General features: G+C 31.6%; 30 protein-coding genes. 2 read left to right on the forward strand and 28 right to left on the reverse strand.

Going from position 1 to position 22,218, the window contains the following annotated elements; genetic code table 11:
• Window positions 1-57: 57 nt before the first annotated feature.
• The 12 genes from HX049_RS10030 to HX049_RS10085 form a co-directional block, all read right to left on the reverse strand.
• Entirely contained in the window at window positions 58-492 is a 435-nt protein-coding gene (locus tag HX049_RS10030; protein ID WP_006262011.1) for an RrF2 family transcriptional regulator, read from the reverse strand.
• 139 nt (window positions 493-631) lie between these two features.
• On the reverse strand, window positions 632-943 hold the full coding sequence (locus HX049_RS10035) for a DUF721 domain-containing protein (RefSeq protein ID WP_006260299.1): 312 nt from the start codon (window positions 941-943) through the stop codon (window positions 632-634).
• Between the two features lie 8 nt (window positions 944-951).
• On the reverse strand, window positions 952-1,380 hold the full coding sequence (locus HX049_RS10040; RefSeq protein WP_286415675.1) for a hypothetical protein: 429 nt from the start codon (window positions 1,378-1,380) through the stop codon (window positions 952-954).
• An 11-nt stretch (window positions 1,381-1,391) separates the two neighbouring features.
• A complete protein-coding gene (gene ftsY, locus HX049_RS10045) occupies window positions 1,392-2,345 on the reverse strand; it encodes a signal recognition particle-docking protein FtsY (protein ID WP_286415676.1) in 954 nt (317 codons plus the stop codon).
• Window positions 2,346-2,558: 213 nt separating this feature from the next.
• The gene (locus HX049_RS10050) at window positions 2,559-2,711 is read right to left on the reverse strand and encodes a DUF4295 domain-containing protein (RefSeq protein WP_006260302.1); all 153 of its coding nucleotides are present in this window, start codon (window positions 2,709-2,711) and stop codon (window positions 2,559-2,561) included.
• 9 nt (window positions 2,712-2,720) lie between these two features.
• Window positions 2,721-2,903, reverse strand: a complete 183-nt coding sequence (gene rpmG, locus HX049_RS10055) for a 50S ribosomal protein L33 (RefSeq protein ID WP_006260303.1) — start codon at window positions 2,901-2,903, stop codon at window positions 2,721-2,723.
• Window positions 2,904-2,929: 26 nt separating this feature from the next.
• The gene (rpmB, locus tag HX049_RS10060) at window positions 2,930-3,166 is read right to left on the reverse strand and encodes a 50S ribosomal protein L28 (protein WP_006260304.1); all 237 of its coding nucleotides are present in this window, start codon (window positions 3,164-3,166) and stop codon (window positions 2,930-2,932) included.
• Between the two features lie 81 nt (window positions 3,167-3,247).
• Window positions 3,248-4,492 (reverse strand): CinA family nicotinamide mononucleotide deamidase-related protein, encoded by a 1,245-nt coding sequence (locus HX049_RS10065; protein WP_286415677.1) that lies wholly within the window; start codon window positions 4,490-4,492, stop codon window positions 3,248-3,250.
• A gap of 9 nt (window positions 4,493-4,501) precedes the next feature.
• Window positions 4,502-4,846 (reverse strand): histidine kinase, encoded by a 345-nt coding sequence (locus HX049_RS10070; protein WP_286415678.1) that lies wholly within the window; start codon window positions 4,844-4,846, stop codon window positions 4,502-4,504.
• A gap of 4 nt (window positions 4,847-4,850) precedes the next feature.
• Window positions 4,851-5,462, reverse strand: coding sequence for a fumarylacetoacetate hydrolase family protein (locus tag HX049_RS10075; RefSeq protein ID WP_286415679.1), 612 nt, complete (start codon window positions 5,460-5,462; stop codon window positions 4,851-4,853).
• A gap of 10 nt (window positions 5,463-5,472) precedes the next feature.
• Complete coding sequence (locus HX049_RS10080; protein WP_286415681.1) at window positions 5,473-6,246, reverse strand: 3'-5' exonuclease; 774 nt, start codon at window positions 6,244-6,246, stop codon at window positions 5,473-5,475.
• A gap of 210 nt (window positions 6,247-6,456) precedes the next feature.
• On the reverse strand, window positions 6,457-7,488 hold the full coding sequence (locus HX049_RS10085) for a cytochrome-c peroxidase (protein WP_286415682.1): 1,032 nt from the start codon (window positions 7,486-7,488) through the stop codon (window positions 6,457-6,459).
• Between the two features lie 231 nt (window positions 7,489-7,719).
• Between HX049_RS10085 and HX049_RS10090 the strand changes: the two genes are divergently transcribed.
• The gene (locus HX049_RS10090; RefSeq protein WP_286415683.1) at window positions 7,720-8,169 is read left to right on the forward strand and encodes a hypothetical protein; all 450 of its coding nucleotides are present in this window, start codon (window positions 7,720-7,722) and stop codon (window positions 8,167-8,169) included.
• 53 nt (window positions 8,170-8,222) lie between these two features.
• On the opposite strand, the gene HX049_RS10095 is transcribed toward HX049_RS10090, so the two are convergent.
• The 5 genes from HX049_RS10095 to HX049_RS10115 form a co-directional block, all read right to left on the reverse strand.
• Window positions 8,223-8,660, reverse strand: coding sequence for an acyl-CoA thioesterase (locus HX049_RS10095; protein ID WP_286415684.1), 438 nt, complete (start codon window positions 8,658-8,660; stop codon window positions 8,223-8,225).
• Window positions 8,661-8,776: 116 nt separating this feature from the next.
• Window positions 8,777-9,796, reverse strand: coding sequence for a DUF4421 family protein (locus HX049_RS10100; protein ID WP_286415685.1), 1,020 nt, complete (start codon window positions 9,794-9,796; stop codon window positions 8,777-8,779).
• A gap of 94 nt (window positions 9,797-9,890) precedes the next feature.
• Window positions 9,891-10,295 carry a hypothetical protein gene (locus HX049_RS10105; RefSeq protein WP_041893892.1) on the reverse strand — a complete coding sequence of 135 codons (405 nt, stop codon included), beginning with the start codon at window positions 10,293-10,295 and terminating at the stop codon, window positions 9,891-9,893.
• Between the two features lie 478 nt (window positions 10,296-10,773).
• Complete coding sequence (locus HX049_RS10110; RefSeq protein ID WP_286415686.1) at window positions 10,774-11,565, reverse strand: DNA alkylation repair protein; 792 nt, start codon at window positions 11,563-11,565, stop codon at window positions 10,774-10,776.
• Between the two features lie 110 nt (window positions 11,566-11,675).
• A complete protein-coding gene (locus tag HX049_RS10115) occupies window positions 11,676-12,311 on the reverse strand; it encodes a peroxiredoxin-like family protein (protein ID WP_286415687.1) in 636 nt (211 codons plus the stop codon).
• Between the two features lie 91 nt (window positions 12,312-12,402).
• On the opposite strand from HX049_RS10115, the gene HX049_RS10120 reads away from it, so the two are divergent.
• Complete coding sequence (locus tag HX049_RS10120; RefSeq protein WP_041893900.1) at window positions 12,403-12,747, forward strand: winged helix-turn-helix transcriptional regulator; 345 nt, start codon at window positions 12,403-12,405, stop codon at window positions 12,745-12,747.
• An 18-nt stretch (window positions 12,748-12,765) separates the two neighbouring features.
• Here HX049_RS10120 and HX049_RS10125 read toward each other — a convergent pair whose 3' ends face one another.
• The 11 genes from HX049_RS10125 to HX049_RS10175 all read right to left on the reverse strand — a co-directional run bounded on the left by HX049_RS10125 (window position 12,766) and on the right by HX049_RS10175 (window position 22,135).
• Window positions 12,766-13,428: a VOC family protein gene (locus tag HX049_RS10125; protein ID WP_286415688.1), complete on the reverse strand. Its 663-nt coding sequence runs from the start codon at window positions 13,426-13,428 to the stop codon at window positions 12,766-12,768.
• A 107-nt stretch (window positions 13,429-13,535) separates the two neighbouring features.
• Complete coding sequence (locus HX049_RS10130) at window positions 13,536-14,111, reverse strand: hypothetical protein (RefSeq protein WP_286415689.1); 576 nt, start codon at window positions 14,109-14,111, stop codon at window positions 13,536-13,538.
• Window positions 14,112-14,239: 128 nt separating this feature from the next.
• The gene (locus HX049_RS10135) at window positions 14,240-14,911 is read right to left on the reverse strand and encodes a DUF6304 family protein (RefSeq protein WP_286415690.1); all 672 of its coding nucleotides are present in this window, start codon (window positions 14,909-14,911) and stop codon (window positions 14,240-14,242) included.
• A gap of 70 nt (window positions 14,912-14,981) precedes the next feature.
• Window positions 14,982-15,467, reverse strand: a complete 486-nt coding sequence (locus HX049_RS10140) for a hypothetical protein (RefSeq protein WP_286415691.1) — start codon at window positions 15,465-15,467, stop codon at window positions 14,982-14,984.
• Between the two features lie 85 nt (window positions 15,468-15,552).
• Window positions 15,553-15,939 (reverse strand): VOC family protein, encoded by a 387-nt coding sequence (locus tag HX049_RS10145; protein WP_286415692.1) that lies wholly within the window; start codon window positions 15,937-15,939, stop codon window positions 15,553-15,555.
• Window positions 15,940-15,945: 6 nt separating this feature from the next.
• On the reverse strand, window positions 15,946-16,578 hold the full coding sequence (locus HX049_RS10150) for an ATP-binding cassette domain-containing protein (protein WP_286415693.1): 633 nt from the start codon (window positions 16,576-16,578) through the stop codon (window positions 15,946-15,948).
• Entirely contained in the window at window positions 16,559-17,464 is a 906-nt protein-coding gene (locus tag HX049_RS10155) for a hypothetical protein (RefSeq protein ID WP_286415694.1), read from the reverse strand. Before HX049_RS10155 ends, HX049_RS10150 begins: the two co-directional genes overlap by 20 nt.
• Before the next feature lie 133 nt (window positions 17,465-17,597).
• Window positions 17,598-18,134: a hypothetical protein gene (locus HX049_RS10160; RefSeq protein ID WP_286415695.1), complete on the reverse strand. Its 537-nt coding sequence runs from the start codon at window positions 18,132-18,134 to the stop codon at window positions 17,598-17,600.
• 225 nt (window positions 18,135-18,359) lie between these two features.
• Window positions 18,360-18,599, reverse strand: coding sequence for a hypothetical protein (locus HX049_RS10165; protein ID WP_286415696.1), 240 nt, complete (start codon window positions 18,597-18,599; stop codon window positions 18,360-18,362).
• A 145-nt stretch (window positions 18,600-18,744) separates the two neighbouring features.
• The gene (locus HX049_RS10170; protein ID WP_286415697.1) at window positions 18,745-20,253 is read right to left on the reverse strand and encodes a Fic family protein; all 1,509 of its coding nucleotides are present in this window, start codon (window positions 20,251-20,253) and stop codon (window positions 18,745-18,747) included.
• Between the two features lie 307 nt (window positions 20,254-20,560).
• Window positions 20,561-22,135, reverse strand: coding sequence for a DUF2075 domain-containing protein (locus HX049_RS10175; RefSeq protein ID WP_286415698.1), 1,575 nt, complete (start codon window positions 22,133-22,135; stop codon window positions 20,561-20,563).
• Window positions 22,136-22,218 lie beyond the last annotated feature (83 nt).

Consider the following 22,218-nt stretch of genomic DNA (forward strand, 5'->3'; position numbering starts at 1 on the left):
AGACTTTTTTATCCTTTATTGCTTTGTAAAAAAAGGGAAGTTACTCCCCGCGTATAATTACAACTTCAAAAAAGTATCACCAGACTTGGTACCATTGGCTAACTCTCGCAAAGTAGTAGTTTCTAACATATTTCTCAATCCTTCTCGGATTGCTTTAAATTTAAAGTGAACAGGACAAGGGTGTGTTTCAGAACACTGAGCCAACCCTAATCCACATCCCTTGTAGATAGAATCACCATCGATCACATTCACTACCTCACATAACTTAATATTATCTAAGCTTGCTATCGGAATTTCAAATCCTCCTCCTACTCCCTTAACCGATTCAATCACTCCGCTTTTAGAAAGCTTTTGAAGTATCTTAGCTGTAAAAGCTTCTGGAGCATCTATTTCTTTTGCTATTTCTTTAAAGCCTACACGCTCCCCTTTCAGTGAAGATACTGAGATAAAAACAACTGAACGAATAGCGTATTCACAAGCTTTAGAAAACATATCATTTATTTTAATAGTACAAATATAAAACAATTCTACATATAAAAGACAATAAAGTCCTTTATATATGAAATAAAAAAAGCAATATTAATCCAATAGACTAATATTGCTTCTTATATAGATAACTATACGTTATTACTTATCTAAAAATTATTTCTTTTATTACCTCTCTCCCTAACTCTTCATTTATCATTCTAATTATCTTACTCTTTCCATAAGTTAATTCCTCGCGTACAATAGGAGAAGACAAAGCTACATAAAGTACATCACGTTTTAAGAGTATATCTAATGTATAATTAGCTATTCCTGGTCCTAACAGATTCTTCCAAGCGGCGCGAACATCAAGATTATCAATTCCTTTATCTAAGTTATTCTCCTTTATAAAAATCTTTAAAAGATCCTGAATACTGCTCTCTTCTCTTAATCGTTTATTTACATCATACTTTTTCAATGCTTATACTATTTTAAGGTAAAAGGTACTGCCTTTTTATAATAATAGATGATATCATTTTCATTTTTTACAACGAATTCATCTTCATCTAATTTTATCAATTCTTCCTTCCACTCAGAGAACTCAGTCTTATACATTAACCAAGTTTTTCCAGACTCCTTAACTATAGTAAGATTTTCTTGCACCTCATTAGTTAAATATTCACCATTTACCTGTGGCATTACTTTCTGGCGAAAACCAACTCCTTTATCATTGATTTCGAAGAAATCAATAGAAGAGTTAATGGTGTAATCTTTCTCTTCGCCATCTGGCAATTTTGCTTTCTCTATTTCCCAATAACCATTAATTTCTTTTAAATCTTCAGATGTAAATTCTTTTCCACAACTTGCCATTAAAAAGAGTACACTAATGAAAAGCACTTTATATAATCTATACATAACTATTACTTCTATTTAAAAAAAGAATCAACGAACTCATATTTATTAAATACCTGTAGATCTTCTATACCCTCTCCTACACCAATATATTTAACTGGTATTTGGAATTGATCAGATATACCTATAACAACCCCACCTTTAGCAGTTCCGTCTAATTTAGTTACAGCCAAACAGTTTACTTCTGTTGCAGCTGTGAATTGCTTAGCTTGTTCAAAGGCATTTTGTCCTGTAGAACCATCTAACACCAACATTACATCATGAGGAGCATCTGGGATAACTTTCTGCATAACACGTTTAACTTTAGTAAGCTCATTCATCAAATTCACTTTATTATGCAAACGACCTGCTGTATCAATAATCACAACATCTGCATTCTGAGTTACTGCTGATTGCAAAGTATCAAAAGCAACAGAAGCTGGATCACTTCCCATTTGTTGTCTTACAATAGGCACTCCTACTCTATCTGCCCAAACTTGTAACTGGTCAATAGCTGCTGCTCTAAATGTATCAGCTGCTCCTAACACAACATTTAATCCTGCTTTTTTAAATTGATAAGCTAATTTACCTATCGTTGTTGTTTTTCCAGCACCATTTACACCTACCACCATCAACACATAAGGTTTTTTATCTTTCGGAATTTCAAACTCAGTAGCTTCACCAGATTGAGTCTCTGATAACAACCCTGCTATCTCATCTCTTAGAATCTGATTTAACTCATCTGTTCCTACATATTTATCTCTTGAAACACGTTTCTCTATACGCTCAATAATTTTCAATGTAGTATTAACACCTACATCAGATGACACAAGTATTTCTTCTAGATTATCAAGTACATCATCATCTACTTTTGACTTACCAGCAACTGCTTTAGTCAGTTTGGAGAAAAAAGAAGATTTAGACTTTTCTAAACCTTTATCTAAAGTTTCCTTCTTTTCTGAAGAAAATAACTTCTTAAAAAAACTCATATTACTTTTATTAACTACTGCAAATATAAAGAATAAAAAGTGAATCAATTTACCCAAATTACAGGATAAATAAATAAACAACTTTTACTCTTTTTATTATAAATAAAAAAAGCATCCATAAAAGGTGCTTTTAATAAAACTTCGGTATTGTAAATATATACAAAAAAAGCTGTCTATAATAGACAGCTTTTCAAGATCTTTATAATGGTAAAATTACTTCTTGTTTAAGAAATCATCCACAAAGTCAGGAGCCATAACAGCTTCAACGAATGTGTAAGCTCCAGTTTTAGGAGATTTAACCATTTTAATTGCTTTCGTCAACTTTTTAGAAGATGTTCTTAAAGTCGCTACGGTTTTCTTTGCCATGACTAATAATTATTTAATTTCTTTGTGAACTGTTACTTTCTTCATGATAGGATTAAATTTTTTAATCTCTAATCTATCAGGTGTGTTTTTCTTATTCTTAGTCGTGATGTATCTTGAAGTTCCTGGTAAACCAGATGCTTTGTGTTCAGTACATTCTAAGATTACTTGAATTCTGTTCCCTTTCTTTGCCATCGTATTCTATTTTTTAATGGTATGAATTATTTTACTAATCCTTTTGCTTTTGCATCTTTCAATACAGCAGTAATACCTTTTTTGTTAATTGTTTTTAATGCAGACGTTGATAATTTCAATGTTACCCATCTGTCTTCTTCAGCAATGTAGAAACGTTTTTTAACTAAGTTCACAGAAAACTTTCTCTTAGTTTTATTCATCGCGTGAGAAACGTTGTTTCCAACCATTGCTCTTTTACCAGTAATTTCACAAACTCTTGACATTATTTCTTATCTTTTATTTCAATATTCAAAATCAGGGTGCAAAGTAACGAAAAAGAAAATTATCTTACAAATTCTTTTAGGTTATTTTTTTAATATTTCATTATATATCAATTCTAAACCCTTTGCTATAGTGCTATTTATAACCTTTTCTCTCGGTTGGCCTAATTCGTATTTTTTTGCAAACACTCTTGTCGGCGTCGCGATTCCCACACATACAGTTCCTACCTCAACATCAGAATCTCCCTTAGATGGTCCAGCATTTCCAGTAGTAGCGATTGCATAGTCACTATTAAATTTTAATCGTGCTTGCTCAGCCATTTCCATAGCCACTTCTTCACTTACTACCGTATATTTATTTATTGTATCTTGATTAACTCCTAGTATATTCACTTTACTCTCGGTCGCATAACATACCATTCCTCCTTTAAAGTAAGCAGAAGAGCCAGGTTTAGCATTAAACATAACAGCTAACTGTCCACCTGTACAACTTTCTGCAAAAGAAATAGTTTTATTTCTAATTTGCAACTCTTTTGTGATAATTTCAGGAAAGTCAATATCCTCATAAGCTCTAATATACGCCTTCACAGACTCAGGCATCCTATCAATCTGCATTTCAATACTTTGAAACAAAAAATCTTGATTAGCACCTCTACTCGACAGACGTAATCTAACTTTTCCAGGGCTCGGCAAATAAGCTAACTTTATATCTGACGGTAAGTTATTCTCCCAATCTTCAAGATATTCTGCTAACAAACTTTCTCCAATACCATATGTAATTATCGTTTTATGGATATTAAATATCCCTTTAAAGTGATCCTTAATATAGGGAACTAGTTGCTCACTAAATATTGTTTTCATCTCAAAAGGAACTCCTGGAAAAGAAACAAAAGCCGTATTATCTTTTTGCATTAACATACCTGGAGCCGTACCTACTGCATTAAATAAAACAGTAGAAGTAGAAGGTACTAAAGCTTGTTGCTTATTAACCTCTGAAATAGGCCTTTTATAATAATCTTCTATAAGTATCGTAACATGAGCTAAAACTTTCTCATCCACAATTAAATGATCCTCAAAAAAGTCACAAAACACTTTTTTAGTCACATCGTCCTTAGTTGGTCCTAATCCTCCTGTCATTAAAACTAAGTCTACCTGTCCCATTTGAGAAGACATAGCTTGCTCTATTGATTCTCTTTTATCAGAAATAGTTATAATTTCCGTCACTTCAAACCCTAATAAATCAAGTTCTTTAGCTAAATACGTAGAATTAGTATCTACAATCTGGCCGATGAGAATCTCATCTCCTATAGTGATTATACTTGCTTTCATACTCTTTTTTTACAAACTAAAGTCTTTCTGTATTTCTTTGCGAGCTTTCTTTACTCTTTCTTTAAATATTTTAAAAGTCTCCTTCACAGCCTTAGTCTTACCTTTTTCCTGGGTCCATTCTTCTATTAAAGAAGCTTCTTCAATAGCCTGTTCCATTCCTAAAAACTCTAATGAAGGCATTAGTATATTCATACTTTCTGCTACATCACCATAGTTCTTTTCATTGATTCCTGTCTTTATTTTTTTGACCAATTCTTTAGACTCTTCAACAAAAACGATTAAGCCAGCCTTCACTAGCTCTTGATCATCATTATAAGTCTGTAATATAGGTCCTAAATCATAATGAAGTGCCATACGCTTATTTTACATTTAAACGAAACAACTTTTTACCTGCTAGAGTTCCTTCTAACACATCCCCCTCATTTACTTTACCCACTCCTTTTGGAGTACCTGTGAAGATTAAGTCTCCTTTCTTCAAAGTAAAATATTTAGATACTTCTGCTATAGTTTCATCTATATTCCAGATCATCTGTGCAGTACTAGCTTCCTGAACTGTATCACCGTTTTGTATTAATGAGAATGTAGTGTCATAAAGATTTTCTAATTCTCGCTTGTCAATAAACTCGCCTAACATTGCAGATCCATCAAAAGCTTTTGCCTTCTCCCAAGGCAACCCTTTTTCTTTTAATTTACTCTGCATATCTCTAGCGGTAAAATCAATTCCTACAGTCACCTCGTCATAATACTTATGAGCAAATTTGGGCTCTATATATTTACCTACTTTAGTAATCTTAACAACTACTTCTATTTCATAATGAATATCATCTGAAAACTCAGGAATAGAAAATGGACACTCTCTACCCAATAATGCAGAATCAGGTTTAATAAATAATACAGGCTCTGAAGGTCTTTCATTATTAAGCTCCTCAATATGCTCTACATAATTTCTTCCTATACAAACTATCTTCATAAAGATGTTATTACAACTTATTATTTAATTTTCGCAATTTTAGACCAGTCAATACTTTCTTAGTATACAATGGAAAATCAGCATTCTGAATCCAACCATAATACCCTGGTTCATTTTCTAAAACATCCTCTACTAAAGCCCCTTTGTGCTTTCCAAAAGTGAAAATTTCTTTACCTTCTTCATTTAATGCTATGAATCCAGCGAAATCAACACTTTTCTTACGAGTAGTAAACTCAGATAATGACTTCATATCGTTCTCTAAATCTTCATATCTATCTAATTGTGCTTTTAATATTTCATAAGTAGCATTCGTATCAGCAGCTGCAGAGTGAGCGTTATCTAAACTCTTATTACAATAGAAACGATAAGCAGCACTTAAAGTACGCTCTTCTTTTTTGTGGAAAATTGTTTGGATATCTACAGATACTCTATTTCCCGTTTCAAAATCTACTCCTGCTCTCAACAATTCTTCTGCTAATAACGGAATATCAAAACGATCTGAATTAAACCCAGCCAAATCAGAGTCTTTAATCATATTATATACTAGCGGAGCTAATTCTTTGAACGTTGGCTCGTTTGCTACCTTCTCATCTGTAATACCATGTATAGCTGTAGATTGTGCAGGTATAGCTCTCTCTGGATTAACTAACCATGTTTTACTCTCTTTATTTCCGTTAGGAAACACTTTTAATATCGATATCTCTACAACTCTGTCTCTCGCTACGTCTATACCAGTTGTTTCTAAATCAAAGAAACAAATTGGTCTATGTAATTTCAACTCCATTATTCTATTTTTATTTAATTACAAATATAATAAATGTAAACTTTAGCAAATTAAAAACCAATGCTAACTTTTTTAACATTAATAACTACTATTGATATATTTACTTTTTAGTATAATTATAATTTTACAATACTTATCACAAATAATAAAGGCTATTCCTAAATAGAATAGCCTTTATCCAAACATTAAAAATAACTTATCTAACCAAACCTATGATTCGAAAGGTGATTTTTTTACCTCATCTTTTATATCACTAGACAAACTTCCTAAGAAAATTGTAATATCATCTATTTGTTCTTGACTCAACTTTACATTAGTCTGCAAACTAGCCATAATGCGAACAGCTTCTTTTAAATCTTTGACAGAGCCATCGTGAAAGTATGGCCATGTATGCTCTATATTTCTTAATCCAGGTACTTTAAACAAATACTTCTCTGTATCTTTTTTACTTAAATCAGCTAATCCATTATCTATCTTATCTGATTTAGTTTCTTGCCAATAATCACCATACACTCCAAATTTCTGAAACATTTGCCCTCCTAATGCTACTCCATTATGACAAGTAATACATCCTACAGAAATAAAAGTCTCTAATCCCTTTTGCTCTTGTGCTGTTAAAGCCGTTACATCCCCATCTAAGAATTTGTCAAACCTACTTTCAGGCATTAATGTACGCTCAAATGCACCAATCGCATTCGTAATATTCTTAAATGTAATAGGTTCTTTATCCGATTTATATACTATAGCAAATTTCTCCTTATACATATCGATTTTGCGTAACCTGTCTTCTAATTCCTTTTCATCTTTAATATTGTGTTCTACAGGATTTAGAATTGGCCCGCCAGCTTGTTCCTCTACATCTTTTGCTCTACCATCCCAAAATTGCATACTGTGTAAAGCTGCGTGAAATACTGTAGGTGAATTACGCCCTCCTAAAGATCCGTCATCTCCTGGTGAAAATGCTAAATTATCTACCCCATACGTATTTAGATTATGACATGAGTTACAACTGATATTTCCATCTTTAGATAAATTCGTATCAAAATATAAATATTTTCCTAACTCTACTTTCTCTGGATCCAAATTTGCATTCTCTACAGAAGAGATTGGTTGAAAGTAAGCTGAGGCTTTTGTCAACAGTTCTGATTTTACTTCTCCTTTATCTTCAGAACTACTTGTTTGGTCTTTTTTACAACTTACCAATGCCAACAAAACAGTCAATAAAACTAGATGTTTTTTCATATTTTACACTTCTTTGATTTATGATATCAAGTTACTTAGTATAAAGAGCAAGAAGAATGACATATATCACCTTACATCACCACTTCCCGTTTTAGCATTTTATCAACTTTCCTCCTTAATAACAATCATAAACCTATAAAACAGCTTCAAAAAACAAATATTAACCAATTAACATTTTGTTTTATTAAATATTTACTTTATTTTGGCTATAACCAACAACGATAAAATACTATGAAAACAATTTATTCTCTTCTTATCCCTTTCTCTTTAGCGATAATTTGCACGAGTTGTCACACCACAGAAACAATAGTATCTACACCTTACAAACTAAAAAATGAAAAAACAGTAGTCTATTCCGCTAAAACCTTTATGTTTAAAAATTACTTTTTCACCTATGAGAACGGTGAAGCTACTTTAGTATATCAACAAGATGCTAAACTAAATGAAAAAACAGAGCCTGTATACTTGACCCTAAGAGAAAATAAAGAAAATACGAGGTTTCAAGAGTTCACAGATAAGACTAAACAAATCACAGTTAAAATAATTAGCGATTATGAAGTGAGGCTACAACTAGACAAAGCCAGATACACACTCTATACATCGGAGCATCTAAAAGAAGTTAATGCTGATACGCAACGAATACTAGCGGATATCGCTTTATGGAGAAATGACAGATACTAATGATATTTATTTATAAAAAAGCAACTATAGTTCCATATATAGTTGCTTTTTTCTTATAGTCCTGGTTCATAATTTTCTATTTCTTCTCTTAACCAAGTCGGAATCTCTATTGTTTTTTTCTCTTTGATATCTATCATCACCTGCGTGCTTCTACCTATAGCATGTAAGATTAAATCTCTATTCTCTCCTTCACTCACAATAGCATATTCAATCTCAAAACTCTTTCCTCCCATTTTTGATATTCTCACGCCTACTCTAGGATGTTTTACATTTAGCTTAATCTCCTTAATATAGTTACAAGAGATATTAGCTATCACAAACATGTGTTTAAACCAATCCCATGTCTTACTGGCTGCATTCATATAATACCCTCTACCGATCTGAAAATAGTCGATATACATCACATTATTAACATGTCCTAATGCATCCATATCACTCCATCTAATCTCTAAAGGATGAAAAAACCTAAAATCATTACTATTAAAATCCATATTTACTCATCTAAAGTTAGAGATTCAAGATATAAAAAACATCTTAAACCATAGTCTACTTTCTTCAGAATATCTAAACTTCTCCCAGAAAGTTTTTTTTCAGAAGTGTATTGATGTTATTCTTCATTTAAAGTATTGTTCACATCTTTTATTTTATTTCCAAATATTGCTTCTTTCCAATTGTAATCTTTCTGAAGAAATTTAATTTCTCTTTTTAAATTAAATCTCTTGATAACAGTAAAGTTAAATGTACTTGTTAACAACCCTGTTTGATAATCCTTCTTCATGTTTAAGAACAATCCATTGGCTACTGCAGATGCACTAACAATCCACTCTTCCCCTATATAACCAAGAGAGAATCGGCCTACCACAGAAGGGTTAACTGTAAAAATAGTCTTGTTCGTTAATAAATTCTCTTCTATGGCTCCATTCACACCAAATGTAAATGCGCCTGCTACCAATACTTTTTTATAAGGCACCCAGTTATACCCATACCCTATATTAGGACCAAAATGATAAGTACGCTTGTCATAATCATTTAACTTTTCTGAAAGAACCGGAATATTTCGAAGCGATGAATAAAACATTCCACCCCCTAATAATAGAGAACCAGCCGACTTCATTTGTACTTTGCTTAAATCGTAGGCTGCACCTAATGAGTACTTCTCATTATTCCATACATATTGAAATAAAGCCCCATACATATGAATCTTAAAATCCGGAAAAATATCTTCTGCTGTAGGAGTATCATCCTTATTATTTTCTTTATATCTATAAAATCCCTTATTTCGTTTATAATATAAGTCTATCAGAAATTTATCTCCATAATGATGGTATTGAAAATCTGTTGCTTTTGTCTTTCCCTTTTCCTTCTCTCTCATAAAAGAAAAACCATGACTAAAACTAAAAGAAGAACTTCCCCATAAAAAGCCTACACCAATGCTCACCGGTTTATTAGACTCAAATGTCTGTGTACTCTTTTTATCTTCTAGAGTATAATCTAGTGCCAATACATCTTTACCAATTGCGAACTTAACACCATAAGGCTTTATATGATCTTTCACATAAGTAGAATCAACTTGTGCAAACACAGAGATTGAAAAAAGAAAGAATACTAGCGCTTTTAAATATCTCACTATAGCTAAACAATTAATTATCACGAAACAATATTAATAAAAAAACCTCTAGTATAAACTAGAGGTTCATTAAGTTTTTAATAGACTAAAAGAGTTAGTTTACATCATAATAGTCATATACATGATATTCATTGAATGCAACTTCTTCATCACATTCTAAAGTTGAATAATGCTTTTCACCAGCATCAAACAAAACTAGATTTAAACGTTTAAACAATAAATGCAACATTTCTTTTTGCCCTTCTTCGTCCAACTCTAAGGTCAATTTTACAATATGCTCTTTACTCTCTGTGCTTTTTTCTTTATCTACACAGATTAGAGTTACTTTAAAGTCACTGATACCTGTTAAAGATAATCCTACAACTTTAAATCTCTCTTGATCTACATCAAAGTACTCCCCAATACTACTGATGTAATTCCCTTTTTTTGCTGCGATGATATCTGATATATCAGCCGCGATACTTCCTGTGAAGTCATTGAATTGTACTTCTGCTTTCATAAAACAACAAAATTTAATTTTCTTTTCACTGATAAAGATAGTAAAACATTAGTTATCACAACATTATATATTATTTTTAAATTACTTTTTACTTTTAAGAAAGTTTGAGACTTTATAAGTTATTTATTTAGATAAATAATAACATTAAAATCAATTATATCTTAAATAAACGTAATTATATACATTTTATTAATACTCAACAACATAGTTTAAAAAAGTCAAACCCTTATTTTTATCAAAAACATAAAAATTAAACATAAATCGTAAACAATAATTTATTTTCAAACAATAACAAAATTAATAAGTCAGTATAATTTCATTTTTAAATTTATATCTGAATAAAAAGTATTAAAATACAATAACAAAAAAGTAAAAAACAACATTAACAATTCACATAACGTCAATTATTGACATTAAAGAAATCTTATAAAAGAGCAAGACCATGAATTTTTATTTAAAAAATATATTTATTTGTAATCTACAGACTTCGCTTAGCCTTCTTTATTATGTATTGAATACTCTTAGAATTATAGTGAGTTTCCCATTTATCACAGACTTCTAACACAAAAACAGGTTGCGTTTTAGCAGCATCATTTAGCCAATTACCTACACTATCCATCACATACTTAGACGAATCCTCTTTTAAGGCTTCTAATAAAGGAAGGCCTATTTCTGGATTTTCTTTTAATTTATCAATATGCTTACACCATACTCCTCTAGGACGTGTAGACTCAGTTACAAATCTTCTTATATATTCATTCTCATCCTTAGTCCAGGTAAGTAATATTGTTATACTCTCTTCTAACTTATCTATAATATCAGCACGCACAGCCATCCAACAGATCTCTCTAACCCCAAAATGTCCATCCGCAGCAAAGTATTTAATTTCTTCTAGTTTCTCATTTATATTTAATGTATCATTATAACCTATAAAATAAGTCGCCCAACATCGTACTAAATCACTTTTATGCTTTTTTAATAATTCAAACAATTCTCTATCATCATTTTCCTTTGCTAAACAGTACAAAGTATAACCTATACACTGATTAATAGAATTTACTGTTGGCTTTTTTATGCTTTCTATTGCATCTAATACGATGCTTATGTACACATCTTTTTTTAAATCTAACAATACATATTGGACGAGTTGCCTCTGATCAATTGCTAACCACTCTGTCAAATTCACACTTGATAACTCTCCTTTATTTAACAATACTAAGACATCTTCAGGAATGTCTTTGATTAATCTTGCTCCTTTTCTATTTTCCATAATGAATGATTCTTAAAACAAAATAAAGCTCAGAAGAGCTTTATTCTTTATATAATGTACTTTTTAAATTTACTAATAAACTATCCTAAGATAAATATACTAACTAAGTATTATAAACTACTCACTATTTCACTCAAATCTAAACGATTACCATAATTTACATCCATATATCTAAAACTAATTCTTCCCTCATTATCTATTAAATAAACAGCTGGTATATTTAATTCTGTCTTTTCTGTTTGATTCAAATGTTTTAGATCTATTCCAAGCATCTCATAATGAGACTGTACAAAATCTTGTAGTTCAAATTTGATATCTAAGGCATTACCTAATACTAAGTTTTTATCTTGAACAATTGGAAAAGACATCTTAACCTCGCTCTTCCAATCTTTAAGTAGCTCTATACTCATTGGAGACACTACGATCACCTCAACTCCTTTATTTTGTAACGTTGGATAATAACTCATTAAATGAGCTATCTCTATATTACAAAAAGGACACCAATTTCCTCTTACAAAACTAACTAAGGTCTTCTTACCTTTAAACAAATCAACAATAGGAGTCTGCTGATTACTTTCTGTCACTACCTCTACTGAAGGAAACATCATTCCTACTTCTGATGTTGTTCCAAAACTTTTTGTTTGTAAATCCATAATAGAATTACCAAAAGCATTCATAGTTTCTACAGGCACTTGAGACTGCATACCTTGAGTTATTGTATCTAAAGCTTGTTTTATTTCTTTCATATTAAAGTCTTATTTTTGCAAAGATGATAATCACTTTATTATCATACAATACCGCATATATTCACCCCATAGGGATAAAAAAGTCACTTTTATGAATACAAAGGCACGAGCAATAGAAGAAAAAATTTGTCCACTTGAATTTGCAGTGAATGCCATCAGTGGGAAGTGGAAAATCCCCATCGTTTGGCAGATTAACCAAGGGCATAAACGCCCAAGCGAAATGCTTAAAGGAATTATGAAAGTAGACCGCCGCGTGCTTAATCAACAACTAAAAGAATTAGAACAAGATGGAGTTCTGTATAAAATAAGCTATAATGAACTTCCTCCAAGAGTAGAGTACCTCCTTACTCCACTAGGAGAACAATTAGTAGAAGTCTTATGGAAATTAAATGCCTGGGGAGAGACCTTATTAAAAGAAAAAGAGACTACTGAATAGTCTCTTTTATATTTTTTATTAATATAGCTCTTTACTCTTTAAAGCAATCATCATTTCATTATCCTCTACGATCATCTCAGTGTTAGTAAACTTAGCAGGGATGTTCGTAGGATACCAGTTGCGATCAGGTGTCACCATAATAATCAAACCTTGATCATCTCCCAGTGCCAAGAACTGTTCTGTAGGTTCTGCTTTTTTGAAATAACTTAAATTGTATTCTTGAATTAACTTCTCTGCCGACTCCATTGGCTTCTCTACCACTACACCTATCTCGCTAATACACGTAATCTGTACAGGATCAAAAGGCCCATTCAATGAAAGCAAAATATCCTCTCTCGCTATAAACTCTAAGATATTCCCGTTATTATCTGTAAAATAAATAGACTTCGCCTTCCATGTTTCAAAATTAGTAACCAAATTCCCTTCTATGTTCTCTATTAAATCAACATGCTCTCTTGACCAGATTAATGCTTCTTCTATCTGATTAGAAGGAATATTAAAAGCAAAGTGATATACATTGACAGGAGTATCCACCTCTTTAAACGTAAGAATAGTTTCTCCTGCTTGTACAGCGAAGCTCCCTTCCTCCTCTTCAATAATATCAAAGCCTAATACTTCTGTATAAAACGCTCTTGTTTCTTTTAATTGATTTGTTTCTATATCTAAATTTACTATATACATCTTCTATTCTTTTTTATAAACAAATATCCTTAAATAGACTCATACTTACATATTAATTCCTCAACATTTATTTATTTCTAGATAGATAAAGATTATTAATCTCTTACTTACCTTATATTACTATAAAGCATATATGTATTATAGTACATCTCTCCGTACTTACTATCACTTAGCAAAAAATCAAAACCAAAAATACAATCATACTTAACTTCTCCTGATTTTGCTTCATATTTCTGAGCCAAAACTGTTACTTCTTTCTCATTAAATAAATGTATCTCTAGAGTAGATCGATCTATATCCATTGCAGCAACAGCTTGCATCTCTTTACCATCAAACAACAGCGGTATACGTACTTCATTTAATTCTAAACTTTCAATATAGTTTATTCTATTTTGACTCAAGTCATACTTCGTAGTATGTTTCTTTTGAAACCAAAAATTATCGATTCCAGCACGTTGTTCATCAAGACTATATCTAAAGTCTTTATTTAAAAAAGCAATTTTATCTTTAGCAGAGTCATAATGATAACGATGTTGTCTTACTTCTGCATCATTTAAAGAAGCAGTAATTAATTCTTCCGCAACTAAAGTATACTCATTGATAGGTCTACGCTTCTTATCTGCGTTTTTCTTATAAAAAACTACACCTCCTATAATTAAAATAATCAACAACAGATACATCATTACCCAAAACTTAAACTTGTTCCTCTAACTTAACATATAACAATAAAAAACTATCACCTATTTACTCCTACTTTTTTTTCATTCTGTAGTATCTATTGTAATAATCATTTCTATTCAAATCACCTCATCTATCTATAAGCTCCACCATTTCCTCTTACCTCAAACTCTTCACAACAATTTATCTCTTGTACCCATTCAATAAGATCGCTTTCATCTACACATAAATCACCATAATCTTCCTTATTACCTACTTCAGTATACTTTTGCTTCATATGTTTAAAGCACATCATTGTCCCAAAAGAACTATTTCCATAAATACTATAATCTCCATATAAGCAACCATAACAATTCATTAATGAATATCCCTGAGGCAATTGTTTCTTTAATTGATCAAACGCTATCTCAACTGATCCACTCTTCCCTACAAAAATCTCTTCCTTCCACGTCAATTCAATCCTAACTTCTTCATGAAAACTTGTAGTATTGGATTCTATATTGCTACCATGACTAAAGCACATCATTAACTCTACAGGTTCTGTAGGCCCATTTGCTGACAATAAGTATTGAGATACCGTAAATTCAAATTGACAATCTGTCAAACAATTATCTAAATCTGAGGCGATAGTTATCCATGTACTATCAATAGTTTCCTCTCCTAAATCCCCTTGATAACCCAAATCAGTAAACTCTCTTCCTTTAAAAAGTAATCCTTCTATTTCTACAGAGAGATATTCTCCATCATTATGTATTTCTATAGGAATACTCTTATTCTTATGTGTATAAATACCCTTATAAATCATAGCAATTTAAAATTCGAACAATAAAAAAAAACTAAAAAGGCAAACCAATACTTGTAACAGTCTAATCCTACTATTTACTATGACGGCTTTCCCAACCACCAGATTTTTTAGTTTTAGGCTTGATATGATCTAAAGGCTTTCTTTGTGGTTCTTCCTCATATTGTTTTTCTCTCACAAAAACACCTTCATTCCAACAAAATCTAAGAAAAAATAACAGTAAAAAACCTATTGCTAGAACTATAGCCCACAGGATAGAGCTTTTTCCCATAACATATACGGAACCACCTAACATAATCATTCCCATATACTGCATAGGTATCCAAAAAAGAGTATGGTTATTCTTTTGAATATAGTACTGTTGTTCCTCTTCATTAAAAATGAACTTCTCTTTATTCCAGATAGAACCAAGAAGCCAGTTTACTATACCAGCAATACTTAAAGCAAGTACAAACCGATATTCATTCCCCATATCTCTAGGAAAAACACTTTCCCCTATCACTATAGAAATACCAAAAATAACTATTCCAACTATCCCTCTACCTGACCATACTAACATCTATAATACGTATTACTTAAAATACCAACTAATTAAAACAAAATTAAATCAATTTCTTAAATTAGGTTTATCTCTTTTGGATACTTTACATAGCAGTACACAATTCTATTAAGAAGCCATTATTATCCAATACATACCCTACCGTTTGTCCCCAAGGTTTAACTTTAATCGACTCGTACATTACACCACCAGCCTGCTCTACTTGCTGCATTGCTTTAGCTACATCTTCTACTACAAAGCCCAACTCTATCCCAAAAGGTTTCTCTAGATTCACCTGTTGATATCCTCTACTCAAATTACTACTTGCCAACTCTACTTGTGCAAAAGCAATCGTAGTATCTCCTGATACCAACTCTCCATAATCAGCCTCCGGAGTAACGAACTTACGTACAAATCCAAATGCCTCTTCATAAAACCTTACAGTAGTCTCCACATCTACCACATACATGATGGTATAACTATATTTTATCATTTCTTTCTATTTAAAAAATTCTTCTTCTATTTCTTTAAAATCCTCTTGTTGGTAGCATTTAATACTTTGATCCTTTATCATAAAAATAGCTTCACAATATTTGTATAAAACATCCGCTATATGTGAAGAGATAAATACGATACTATCTTGAGACAAATGTTCTAAATACTTTATCAAATAATAATTCGCCTCTATATCTAGCCCATTAAAAGGTTCGTCTAGTATATACATCTTATACTCTTTCTGAAGTACAGCATTGAGATAGACTTTTTTCTTCATTCCTGTAGAGAATTCCTTGATTAACTTATCTGAAGGCAAATCAAATAATAACTTCTTGTCCTCTCCCTTTTGTCTTGTTAAATGTTGGTAAAAAGTATAAAACTCCTCTGCTGTTAACTCATCATATACAGCAGGTTCGGCACCACACCACCCTACTTCTTGCAGAAAAAGAATCTTGTCATTTAATTCAGCAGTTCCTTTATATTTTTCTAAACCAAGCATACATTTAAACAGCGTAGTCTTTCCCTCTCCATTTTTCCCCATTACCCCATAGATACCAGGTTTATCTATAGTAAATTGAATGTCTTTTAGAACAAGATGATTACCATAGCTCTTTTCTTTAATATTTACTTTCAACATTCTTTATCTGATTTAATTGACGAATTGCTCGTTTATATAAAAAAGGCATTGCTAATAGCGGTAAACCTATTCCTATAAAGCAACTTGCTATAAACAATTGATGTTTTAATTCACTTTTATAAAAACTATACTTTAATACCGTATTGCACATTGGTAAAACTAGAACTAGTACTCCCCAAAACACATAATTCCAATCAAATGACAATACTAAAACCAATAGTAAAATGGGCATTATAACTAGTAAAGAATTAAACATCTGAACTTTTACCTGTTGCTCTAAATACTCTCCCCCACTTAGTACACTTGTCATAATCTCTATTTCCCTTTCTCTTTCAAAAGTTGGCACCATTGTTAAGATTCCTGCTAAGATAAAACTCCCTATAACCAAGTTTTCATTACTGTGTTTCACTCCCATTACACTAAACAAAATCACTATAGGCAATATCCACAACAATTTAAACTTCCTAAAACTAATCCTCCAAAAGAGATCTACTAAAGAAAAAGGATACTTAACCACTGCTGATTGTTTCTTTGGGATAAAAGATAAGAGGTAGTATAACACAACTACACTCCCTAATCCTACATACTCTTGTTTTACTACCAACACGAGTAGAAAAGGTAAACCATAAACCAAATACTCTAGCCATAGCACTACACGATAATGTTTATATACTTTTAATAACTCTATATCTAATCTACCCAAGTGATATAGAATAGCATCTATAAATACAAAATAAAACATACCTTTTACTATGCTGTAATTAAAATAGGCTAATACAGCAGTACCTATATAGAGTCCACAGATTAGCATCATCGCTACGTAATCTCCTTTAGACACATATTTCCTAAATCGTATTTCTATTAAATACTTCAAGAGAGTTAGCATATCTTTTAATTTATACCACAAGATAGGTATTAAAAATAATCTATTCGTTACGAACAAAAACAAAAAAGTCAAAGCATATGCTTCGACTTCTATATATTATTTAAATAATCCTCTGTTAACCGTAAACCAACTCCTATCCCTCAAAATCACCACAATCGTGAACATCAAAAGACTCTAATAAGCTCTTTAAAGTATAAAAGGCTGCAGGTCTATACAGTTCTTGATCGATTACTTGTCCTTTTACAGTTAATTGATACACAGGATAATCATCTACTCTTTCAAAAACGAACTCATTTAATGGTGTATGTATGGTTATCGTCTTATCCTTCTCCTCTATTTTAGTAATCTTATAAGAGATTTGTGTTTGAATATCACATGCATTCATTAAGTTTATCATCTCTCCATCTATAATAATATTAGCAACATCACAAGCGTAGCAACTTCCTCCAAACTCTAATCCATACTTCTTAGTCACTTCTTTAGCCTCTTTATCACTAATCTCCATTGGAACCAATAACTCACTTTGTAACTGCTTTACTTGCTCACTCTCAGAAACAGACACTGTCGTCTCCATACCAGTCTGTTCTACAGCTTTCTTCTCAGTTGTATTATTCTCCTTGCAGCTCATCGTTATAGCTACTATACATATCAGCATTAATGCTCTTTTCATACCTTCTATATTTTCAGCAAATGTAGATATTATTACAACTAAACAGTACCCCTAAAAACAACTAATTTGAATACTTTCTCTAAACCCAGAATCAACAATAGACAGTAACTATACAAAACAAGCCTGAATTAGTAACAAAAATATATTGTAGTACAACTAATAAAAGAGCTATGAAATAAAGTTGCTTTGTAACATTGGACTAATACGTATCTTACGTTAAACTACTTATTCATTTTTCTGCATTAGTTCTATCTTATACATAATTAAATCTATTGCTTCATTTCTCCAAATAATATCCCCATACTCTACAATAGCTTCACTATCTATAAAAATCCCTGTAGGATTGCTCCAACACAGCCATGCTATCATTTCATCTCGTGTCCAAGTAGATAACTCCTCATTAATCTCTACTGGAGACATACCACAAATCCTATAATTAGGATGTAAATAAGCTTCTATATCCATAACTAAGTATTTTATAATTAAACACTTAATCAACATCAAATAACATTCCAAATTAATGAGTAATAGAAGAATTATCATCCTATACCCATAAAAAAAGCACTGTTTATGACAGTGCTTTTTTTATGGGTATATCTTCTAAATATACTTATATCTCATTAATTTTTTTGACAATCAATTCGCAAGTATAATCACTAATAGCTTTTATATCCTGAGCTTCTAATTGCTGATCATATTCTTTCTCGAATACAGTACCATTGCCTAAGTCTATCACATAAGTCACTTCAGTAAACACACAAGTTAAACCTACTTCTATAGCTTCTGCTCCTTCTATTAGTTTGAATCCAACTAAACGGATAACAGATTGTATACCTTCTACTCTATCCCATACAATACTTGGATTACTTAAATCTATTTCATTAGAAATCTCTTCTAATACCACATCCTCTTCTATAACTATCTCGTCCTCACCACTCTCATCTTCAGCTACAACACTTTCTTCCTCTACTGCCTCTTCCTCCTCAATAGTCATAGGCTCTTCTACTACTACTTCCTCTTCACCAGCAATAGACTCCTCTTCTTGGTGCTCTATTGTTTCAGAAAGTAGTTCTTCTTCAGTTAACTCTTCTATCTCCTGTTCTGAAACATCTAAAGTATACTGTCCTATAATCTCTTCAAATAGGTCTCCAAAACTCTCTGTTACCTTATTCTCGACTTCTGTAAATAAAGGGCGTATCGAATGAGTAAATATAGAGTCTAGCCATGCCACTGATCTTACTTTACTCTGCTCCTCCTCTTTTGCTTTTAGTTGGCGCTTAAGCATTTCTATTTGATTGTAGAACTTTTCAGACTCTTCAATAGATTTACCCTCTTGTATATCTACAACCATCTGTTGTGATCGAAGAATTTGCTGACCTATCAATCCAAACAAATCGTCTTTTGCTCCTTCATAACACAGTACATCAGCGATATACTGATGATAAGCATCAAGTTCTTTATCGGTAATCCAAAATGGCATATAGACAAACGCAATCAAAATCTGATTACTCAGCATACGAGCAATAAGCCCATTTCCTTTCTCAAAAGGACTAATCTTCAAGAAATCAATATGAAAGTTTAATGCCACATCAATAGGGTGAGGTGCATATTTCTTTCCTTTCAGTATATAATCAATAGCTTCATTTGTACGATTGATTAGTTCTTTCATTTCTGATTTAACATCAGCTACACCTACATACGCATACCTATCCCCCTTATAAGTCAGCATTTCATTTGGCTCTTGTTTCCACTGCCCTAATGCTACTCTCTTCTCACTATTCTCTTCATACATCAATTTTGAATGAAGCTCTTTAATATACTTTTCTGACAGATGTACCTCTACTACACTACCTCCTAAGATATCTTTTAAAACCTCATCGTGCTTCTTGACTTCCATCAAATCACTTAAAGGTTTATTATCTACCTTAACTATCCCATCTAGCATACTGCGTATCTCTTCCTTTGTCAATGTATTTCCCTCAGCACTTGTAGAATAATAATTACACTCCAAACGATACTTTTTAGACAATACCGAGAACTGTTCACTATTTAATCCACCTTGAGCTTCTACCTCCTGTTGTAAGTTATCTATCTTTATTTTTACTTCTGTATAAGTCATCTTCACTGATTAATTTAAATCTATATACCTCATTCTATTATCCTTATAAAAACAATGTATATAACCTCGCTATTTCTAATCTCACACTCGTTATTTAGCACAAAATACAAATAGCTAAACAGCCCTCTAAGTCCTATTGTTTACTACAAAAACAACCTTCTTATAAACTGCTCCTTTTCGGCAGGCGAAGGTAAGAATTATCCCTCATCCTAAAAAATCATGTAGTATACTATTTAGATAATATTCTGAGAAAAATAAGCTTTAAATTCTTAACGGTAAACCAGTACACTTACTCCTTCACTTACTTTTAAAGAATTTTTATTCCACACTCCTTTAAATATTCAAAAGTCTGATCATAATACACTTTAGGTCGTGTATGGTCAGTATCATCAACATTTGGGACAAATATCACCATTCCTTGTCTTGCTCTGGTTAAAAGTACTCGATAAGAATTTAATAAATAATCTTTATTATCTTCCTTATTAATCTTCTGCCATTTCGCCCCCTTAAAACTTTGATAATTCCAGCTATTGCCAGTATAATACAGATTAATATCCCATGCCACACAAGTATAATCTATTTCTAAACCTTGAATATCAAACTCTGTCGCAATATCTTCTAAATAATAAGATGAACGTACATCATTCATATCATTTAGAAACCAATCTGCAGGTTTTATCTCATTTTTGACATTTATGCCTTCGTTTTTTAATCTCCTTGCTCCTGAACTAGCTATTAAACCTATTCTCTCTGATCCCTTTGACTTCTTTTTTAACCAGTCTTTTGCTAATGACAAATTACGAGTAAGAACAATAGGATAATTGTCTTTTAATAGAGTATAAACCTCTATTGCTTTTTTACTTTGATTAGCCAAAACATATTGTACAAATAAAGAAACCTGTTCACTTCTAAATGATCGGAGTGATACTTCTAAATGAAGACCTACTTCCATTTTTCCTTTTCCTTTTAACCAATTTATTAATTCTATATTATCTAAATAAGTACTACTGTCACTTAAAATCTTATTAGAGTAATAGATATTCCAATCATTAAAGCTATTTTTCAAAGAGTATAACCATTCTGATATTCCAGCTTCTCCAGTATTAATCTCCTGTCCTCCTCCTATTAAACAGATTATTGTACACCAATCCTCGTGTCTATTCATTACACTAATTAAATACTCTGGTTCTGACATTTCAAAATTCTCTATACCTTTTTTTGTTTTCATAAATTTTGAAACTTGTTCTTTCTTCCAAGCTCTTTGAGCTTCGTCGAAAATGACAACTTTTTCAATAGGTGCTTTATATGTTTCTAAATTATCATCTCTAAAATGATGTATATTTTGAATAAATGCTTTTGCTTCTCTAGTAGCATCTGTGCGTGTCAATTTTTTACTACTGAATTTTGCTACTTTAATCGAATCTCTTATTAATGCTTCCCTTAATACGTCAACCAAAGGACCATTACCTGATAAAAACACCGCATGTTCTGACTCATCAGATTTTAATCTCTCATTTGCTATATTTAATCCTGCCAATGTTTTACCTGCGCCAGGCACACCAGTTAAAAAACATATAGACTTTTGTTTTTTAATCTTGGCATCATCTATAATTTTATTTATAACCAAGCTAGTTTGATATAAATTAATTGCTCCTGCATCACTTCGAGAAATATCTTTAACATTATGCCCTTTATATAAAGCTTGGGCAGCTTCTATAATAGTTGGTGTTGGTTTATATCTACTTTCATTCCATTTGTCAACATTTAACTTATCTGATATTTTAATTTCCCTTAAAGCTTTCTGTAAAATATTTTTAAAATTTTTCTCATTACATAAAATACATTCTTCTAATTCTATAACTTTTTGAATATTACTGACCACGTTAGGTGTTTTGACCCCTATAAACCTAGAGTATTTTTAAATTTTTAAAGTATAATGTTTTAGGCTACTTTTTCTCTGCTACA

The sequence above is a fragment of the Myroides odoratimimus genome (assembly GCF_030326305.1).
Taxonomy (GTDB): domain Bacteria; phylum Bacteroidota; class Bacteroidia; order Flavobacteriales; family Flavobacteriaceae; genus Flavobacterium; species Flavobacterium odoratimimum_A.

What these genes read in the sequence shown, in the direction of transcription:
- HX049_RS10030 (WP_006262011.1), bottom strand. Translation starts at nt 492, where the DNA reads ATGTTTTCTAAAGCTTGTGAATACGCTATTCGTTCAGTTGTTTTTATC.
- HX049_RS10040 (WP_286415675.1), bottom strand. Translation starts at nt 1,380, where the DNA reads ATGTATAGATTATATAAAGTGCTTTTCATTAGTGTACTCTTTTTAATG.
- ftsY (WP_286415676.1), bottom strand. Translation starts at nt 2,345, where the DNA reads ATGAGTTTTTTTAAGAAGTTATTTTCTTCAGAAAAGAAGGAAACTTTA.
- HX049_RS10050 (WP_006260302.1), bottom strand. Translation starts at nt 2,711, where the DNA reads ATGGCAAAGAAAACCGTAGCGACTTTAAGAACATCTTCTAAAAAGTTG.
- rpmG (WP_006260303.1), bottom strand. Translation starts at nt 2,903, where the DNA reads ATGGCAAAGAAAGGGAACAGAATTCAAGTAATCTTAGAATGTACTGAA.
- rpmB (WP_006260304.1), bottom strand. Translation starts at nt 3,166, where the DNA reads ATGTCAAGAGTTTGTGAAATTACTGGTAAAAGAGCAATGGTTGGAAAC.
- HX049_RS10065 (WP_286415677.1), bottom strand. Translation starts at nt 4,492, where the DNA reads ATGAAAGCAAGTATAATCACTATAGGAGATGAGATTCTCATCGGCCAG.
- HX049_RS10070 (WP_286415678.1), bottom strand. Translation starts at nt 4,846, where the DNA reads ATGGCACTTCATTATGATTTAGGACCTATATTACAGACTTATAATGAT.
- HX049_RS10075 (WP_286415679.1), bottom strand. Translation starts at nt 5,462, where the DNA reads ATGAAGATAGTTTGTATAGGAAGAAATTATGTAGAGCATATTGAGGAG.
- HX049_RS10080 (WP_286415681.1), bottom strand. Translation starts at nt 6,246, where the DNA reads ATGGAGTTGAAATTACATAGACCAATTTGTTTCTTTGATTTAGAAACA.
- HX049_RS10085 (WP_286415682.1), bottom strand. Translation starts at nt 7,488, where the DNA reads ATGAAAAAACATCTAGTTTTATTGACTGTTTTGTTGGCATTGGTAAGT.
- HX049_RS10090 (WP_286415683.1), top strand. Translation starts at nt 7,720, where the DNA reads ATGAAAACAATTTATTCTCTTCTTATCCCTTTCTCTTTAGCGATAATT.
- HX049_RS10095 (WP_286415684.1), bottom strand. Translation starts at nt 8,660, where the DNA reads ATGGATTTTAATAGTAATGATTTTAGGTTTTTTCATCCTTTAGAGATT.
- HX049_RS10105 (WP_041893892.1), bottom strand. Translation starts at nt 10,295, where the DNA reads ATGAAAGCAGAAGTACAATTCAATGACTTCACAGGAAGTATCGCGGCT.
- HX049_RS10110 (WP_286415686.1), bottom strand. Translation starts at nt 11,565, where the DNA reads ATGGAAAATAGAAAAGGAGCAAGATTAATCAAAGACATTCCTGAAGAT.
- HX049_RS10115 (WP_286415687.1), bottom strand. Translation starts at nt 12,311, where the DNA reads ATGAAAGAAATAAAACAAGCTTTAGATACAATAACTCAAGGTATGCAG.
- HX049_RS10120 (WP_041893900.1), top strand. Translation starts at nt 12,403, where the DNA reads ATGAATACAAAGGCACGAGCAATAGAAGAAAAAATTTGTCCACTTGAA.
- HX049_RS10125 (WP_286415688.1), bottom strand. Translation starts at nt 13,428, where the DNA reads ATGTATATAGTAAATTTAGATATAGAAACAAATCAATTAAAAGAAACA.
- HX049_RS10130 (WP_286415689.1), bottom strand. Translation starts at nt 14,111, where the DNA reads ATGATGTATCTGTTGTTGATTATTTTAATTATAGGAGGTGTAGTTTTT.
- HX049_RS10135 (WP_286415690.1), bottom strand. Translation starts at nt 14,911, where the DNA reads ATGATTTATAAGGGTATTTATACACATAAGAATAAGAGTATTCCTATA.
- HX049_RS10140 (WP_286415691.1), bottom strand. Translation starts at nt 15,467, where the DNA reads ATGTTAGTATGGTCAGGTAGAGGGATAGTTGGAATAGTTATTTTTGGT.
- HX049_RS10145 (WP_286415692.1), bottom strand. Translation starts at nt 15,939, where the DNA reads ATGATAAAATATAGTTATACCATCATGTATGTGGTAGATGTGGAGACT.
- HX049_RS10150 (WP_286415693.1), bottom strand. Translation starts at nt 16,578, where the DNA reads ATGTTGAAAGTAAATATTAAAGAAAAGAGCTATGGTAATCATCTTGTT.
- HX049_RS10155 (WP_286415694.1), bottom strand. Translation starts at nt 17,464, where the DNA reads ATGCTAACTCTCTTGAAGTATTTAATAGAAATACGATTTAGGAAATAT.
- HX049_RS10160 (WP_286415695.1), bottom strand. Translation starts at nt 18,134, where the DNA reads ATGAAAAGAGCATTAATGCTGATATGTATAGTAGCTATAACGATGAGC.
- HX049_RS10165 (WP_286415696.1), bottom strand. Translation starts at nt 18,599, where the DNA reads ATGGATATAGAAGCTTATTTACATCCTAATTATAGGATTTGTGGTATG.
- HX049_RS10170 (WP_286415697.1), bottom strand. Translation starts at nt 20,253, where the DNA reads ATGACTTATACAGAAGTAAAAATAAAGATAGATAACTTACAACAGGAG.